The 5,560-nt window shown below is 73.6% G+C and carries 1 protein-coding gene; it reads right to left on the bottom strand.

Annotated elements, in window-relative coordinates; all coding sequences use genetic code 11:
* The coding region (locus ADL01_RS17365) for a type I polyketide synthase (RefSeq protein ID WP_159049551.1) at positions 1–5,560 on the bottom strand (5,560 nt) is incomplete at both ends.

Here is a 5,560-nt window from a genome sequence, read left to right as displayed (position 1 = left end):
CCCGGCGTCCGCACCGAACATCACGTCCTTCAGCGGCCGGTCAAGCAGACCGTCCAGGTGCGCACACACCTCGTCCAGCGCATCCGCGAACACCGCGAACGCCTCGTACAACTCACGGCCCATACCCAGCCGCTGGCTGCCCTGACCCGTGAACAGAACTCCGAGACGGCCCTCGACCACCGACCCCGACACCACACCCGAACCACTACCGGAAGCCAAAGCCTCCAACCCGGACAGGAACTGTCCCGATTCCCGCCCCAGAACAACAGCACGATGCTCGAGCGGCGACCGGCCCGTGTCCAGCGACCAACCCAGGTCGGTGAGTCCGGTGCGGTCCGCCGCGAGGGCGGGGTCGGCGAGGAGTCGTGCCCGCAGGCGGCCGGCCTGGGCGCGGAGGGCGTCCGCGTCGCGGGCCGACACCGGCCACGGCACGGCGACGTCGGCCGTCGCTGCCGCGTCGGGCCGCTGGGGCTCGGCTTCGGCGGGCTTGCCGCGTCGCCGGGGTGCCTGTTCCACGACGACGTGGGCGTTCGTTCCGCTGACTCCGAACGACGAGACGCCGGCGCGGCGCGGCGCGCCGTCACGGTCGGGCCAGTCGCGGGCCCGGTCGAGCAGTTCGACGGTTCCGGCCGACCAGTCCACGTGGGAGCTGGGCCGGTCCACGTGCAGGGTCTGCGGCAGGACGCCGTGGCGCATCGCCATGACCATCTTGATGACGCCCGCGACACCGGCGGCGGCCTGGGTGTGTCCGATGTTGGACTTCACCGAGCCGAGGAGCAGCGGCCGGTCGGCCGGGCGGTCCTGTCCGTACGTGGCGATGAGGGCCTGGGCCTCGATGGGGTCGCCCAGGCTGGTGCCGGTTCCGTGGCCTTCCACGGCGTCGATCTGCTCGGGCGCGAGACGGGCGTTGGCGAGGGCCTGGCTGATCACGCGCTGCTGGGAGGGGCCGTTCGGGGCGGTCAGCCCGTTGCTGGCGCCGTCCTGGTTGACGGCGGAGCCGCGTACGACCGACAGGCGCTCCAGGAGCAGCAGGCCCGCGCCCTCGCCCCAGCCGGTGCCGTCGGCCGCCTCCGCGTACGGCTTGCAGCGGCCGTCGGAGGCCAGGCCGCCCTGGCGGCTGAACTCGTCGAAGGCACCGGCCGTCGCCATGACGGTGACGCCACCGGCGAGGGCGAGGTCGCACTCGCCGTTGCGCAGGGCCTGCGCGGCGAGGTGCAGGGCGACCAGCGACGAGGAGCAGGCCGTGTCGACGGTCACCGCGGGGCCTTCGAGGCCGAAGGAGTAGGCGAGGCGGCCGGAGATGACACTGCCGGACGTACCCGTCATCAGGTGTCCCTCGACGCCCTCGGGGACGCTGTCGAGCCCGGTCGCGTACCCCTGGAAGCCGGATCCGACGAAGACGCCGGTCGGCGTACCGCGCAGGGACTTGGGGGCTACGCCGATGCGTTCGAACAGTTCCCAGGTGGTCTCCAGGAGCAGTCGCTGCTGCGGGTCCATGGCCAGGGCCTCGCGCGGCGAGATGCCGAAGAGGCCGGCGTCGAACTCCGAGGCGTCGTAGACGAAACCGCCCTCGGGCTTGTAGCGCGCGGCGCCGTCGAGCTGCCAGCCGCGGTCGGCGGGGAAGACCGAGATGGCGTCCGTGCCGTCAACGAGCAGCTGCCACAGCCTCTCGGGGGTGCTGGCGCCGCCGGGGAAGCGGCAGCTCATCGACACGATGGCGATGGTGTCGTCGGCCACGCCGGCGGGCTCCGCCACGCGGGCGGGTGCCGCCGTCGCGGCGGTGGCGCCGCCGGACAGCTCCGCAAGGAGGTGCCGGGCGAGGACCTCGGGCGAGGGATGGTCGAAGACCACCGTCGCGGACAGGGAGACCTCGGTTGCGGCGGTGAGACGGTTGCGGAGTTCGACGGCGGTGAGGGAGTCGAAGCCCAACTCGCGGAAGGCGCGGGTGGGTTCGACTGCGTCGGCTCCGGCGTAGCCCAGGGCGGCTGCCGCCTCGGTCCGTACGAGGTCGAGGACCAGGCGCTGCCGCTCGCCCTCCGGGAGCCCGGTGAGCCGGGAGGCCCACTCGGAGACCGGCTCGCCGCCGCCCGCAGGGGCGGATGTCGACTGCCGCCGCTGGGGCCGCAGTTCGGGCAGACCGCCGAGGAAGGCGCTGGGCCGCGCGGCCGTGAAGGTGGGGGCGAACCGCTCCCAGTCCACGTCGGCGACCGTCAGGCACGTCTCGTCGTACGTGAGTGCCTGCGCGAGCGCGCCAATGGCCAGGTCGGGGCCGAGCAGCGCGACGCCACGGCGGCGCAGGTGCTCCTCGGCCTCGGCGGTGGCGGCCATGCCGCTGCCGCCCCAGGCACCCCAGGCGACCGAGGTGGCCGCCTGGCCGCGCGCGCGGCGGCGCTCGGCGATCGCGTCGAGAAAGGCGTTGGCCGCGGCGTATCCGGACTGGCCGCCGCTGCCCCAGACGGCCGCGATGGAGGAGAAGAGGACAAAGGCGTCGAGTTCGGTGTCGCCCAGGAGCGCGTCGAGATGGGCGGCGCCCGCCGCCTTGGCGTCCAGGGCGTCGGCGAGGTCCGCAGGTGCCGTGTCGGCGAGCGGGAGCGCGGGGCTCACACCGGCGGCGTGGAAGACGGAGCGGAGCGTGTGCCCGCCGGCGGCCAGTTCGTCGAGGAGTCCGGCGACCGCGTCCCGGTCGGCGATGTTGCAGGCCGTGATCGTGACCTCGGCTCCCAACTCCTCTAGTTCCGCCTTTAGTTCACCGGCACCCGGAGCATCGAGACCGCGACGGCTCGTCAGTACGAGGTGCTCGACGCCCTCGCGCACCAGCCAGCGGGCGACGTGCGCGCCGAGGGCGCCCGTGCCGCCTGTGATCAGCGCGGTGCCGCGTGGCGTCCAGGTGCGCGACGGGTGGGTGACCAGCGGTGCGTGGGTGAGACGGCGTACGAAGAGGCCGGAGCCGCGTACGGCGACCTGGTCCTCGAAGCCGGTGCCGGTTCCGGCGCCTGTGCCGGTGCCGCCGTTCGCCTCGTCGTCGGCTTCTGAGTCGGCGTTGGCCGGGATGCCCGCCAGGGCTGTGGCGAGTCGGGTCGCCGTACGGCTGTCGGGGGTCTGCGGCAGGTCGATGAGACCGCCCCAGCGCTCGGGGTGCTCCAAGGCCACGACCCGTCCCAGGCCCCACAGTTGGGCTTGGGCGGCGCTTACGAGGCGGTCGCTGCGGCCGGTGGAGACGGCTCCCATGGAGACGGCCCACAGGCGGGCGCCGATCTCGGCGTCGTCGAGGGCCTGCACGAGGGCGACGGTGGCCGCGAGGCCGGTGGGGAGCACGGGATGTGCGGGGTGCGGGTGCTCGGCGAGGGCGAGCAGGGAGACAACGCCTGCGGGTTCAGCCGCGCCGACCGCGCTCTGCGCATGTTCACGCAGCCGCCCGACCAAGCCCTTGCGGTCCAACTCGGCTTCGGCGAAGCCGAGTTGAACCACGCTTGCCCCGGCCTGCGTCAGCGCCTCGCTGACGCCGACCACCCACGGGTGCGCCGCCGCCTCCTCGGGCACGACAACCAGCCAAGTCCCCGACAGCGCCCCGGCACGCCGTAGCGCGCCGTTTGCGAGCGGCTTCCAGGTGACCCGGTAGCGCCACCCGTCGAGGGTCGACCGCTCACGCCGCTGCCGCCGCCACGACGACAGCGCGGGCAGCACGGCACCAAGCCCGGCGGAGACGGAACCGTCCGCCACCTCCAGCTCGGCCGCCAGCTCCTCCAGGTCCTCGCGCTCCACGGCCTCCCAGAACCGCGCCTCCACCTCGTCCTGCGCGGGCGCCGGGGCGCTGCCCGGCGTGCGCCCGTCCACGAGCCAGAAGTGCTCGCGCTGGAAGGCGTACGTCGGCAGGTCGACGGTCGCGCGGGGGCCGGGGAAGAGGGCCTTCCAGTCGAGTTCGACGCCGTACACATGGGCTTCGGCGATGGCTTCCATGAGGCGGTGCGCACCGCCTTCGGCCCGGCGCAGGGAGCCGAGCGCGACCGCCGGAGCACCCGTGGCGTCGATGGCGGCCCGGACCACTGGCGTCAGCACGGGGTGCGGGCTCATCTCCACGAACAGCCCGTGACCCTCGGAGATCAGCCCGCCGACAGCCTGCCCGAAGAGGACAGGGTGGCGCAGGTTCCGGTACCAGTACCCCGCGTCCATGGGAGTGCCTGCCTGCAGCCACTCCCCCGTCACCGTGGAGAACACCGGCACATTGGCAGGGCGCGGCACCACGGGGGCGAGCACCTGGGTCAAGTGGTCCTCGGCGGACTCCACTTGGGCGGAGTGCGCGGCGTGGTCCACGGCGAGCGCGTCGGCCTGGACGTCCTGGGCGGCGCACGCGGCGACCAGTTCCTCCAGGGCCTCGGCCTCGCCGGACACCACGACCCGGGCGGGGCCGTCGACGGCCGCGACCTCGATCCGGTCGCCCCACGCGGCGATCAGCTCCCGCACCTCCTGCTCCGGCAGCGGTACGGACGCCATGGCGCCCTTGCCCGACAGTTCCCGGACGGCCTGGCTCCGCAGAGCCACCACGCGTACCGCGTCCGCGAGCGACAGCGCGCCCGCCACGTACGCGGCCGCGATCTCGCCCGGACCGTGGCCCACCACGGCGGCGGGCTCGACACCCGCCGCCCGCCACACCGCGGCCAGCGACACCAGCACCGCGAAGAGGACGGGCTCGACCACGTCCACCTCGCCGAACCGCTCCCCGCTCAGCTCCTCGAGGAGGTCCCAGTCCACGAACTCGGACAACGCGTCCGCGCACTCCCGCATCCGCTCGGCGAACACCGGTGAATCGTCGAGGAGTTCGCGCGCCATTCCGGCCCACTGCGCTCCCTGTCCCCCGGGGAAGACGAACACCGGGCGGACCGTGCCTCCGCCGCCCCGCGCCGCCTGTCCCGTGACGACGTTCCGCGTGGGTGAGCCGTCCCGCGCGAGGTGCTCAAGCCCGGCGAGCAGTTCATCGCGGTCCCGGCCGAGGACGACGCCCCGGTGTTCGAACCGCGAGCGAGCCACCGCCAACGACCAGCCGACGTCCCCCATGCCCAACTCGGCGTGTGCCACGAGGTGTTCGCGGAGCCAGGCGGCCTGCTCCCGCAGGGCTTCCGGGGTCTTCGCCGACAGGGCCAGCGGCGCCACCCGCGTCGGCGACTCGCCATCGACGAAGGCCTCGTTGGACGCCTCCTCGGACGCCTGCTCCACAGCCATGTGCGGCGGCTGCTCCACGATCACATGCGCATTCGTACCACTCACACCGAACGCCGAGACGCCCGCGCGCCGCGGCATGCCGCCGCGCTCCGGCCAGTCCCGCGCCCCGGTGAGCAGCTCGACCGCGCCCGCCGACCAGTCCACCTCGGAGGACGGGGCGTCCACGTGCAGTGTCTTGGGCAGCACGCCGTGCCGTATCGCCATGACCATCTTGATGACACCGGCGACACCGGCGGCCGCCTGCGTGTGTCCGATGTTGGACTTCAACGAGCCCAGCCACAGAGGCTGTTCCTCCGAGTGCTCCTTGCCGTACGTGGCGATCAGGGCCTGGGCCTCGATGGGG

The sequence above is a fragment of the Streptomyces sp. NRRL WC-3618 genome, from assembly GCF_001280005.1.
Lineage (GTDB): Bacteria > Actinomycetota > Actinomycetes > Streptomycetales > Streptomycetaceae > Streptomyces.
The sequence above is the reverse complement of the archived record's forward strand: the minus strand, read 5'-3'. Positions and strand labels throughout refer to the sequence as shown.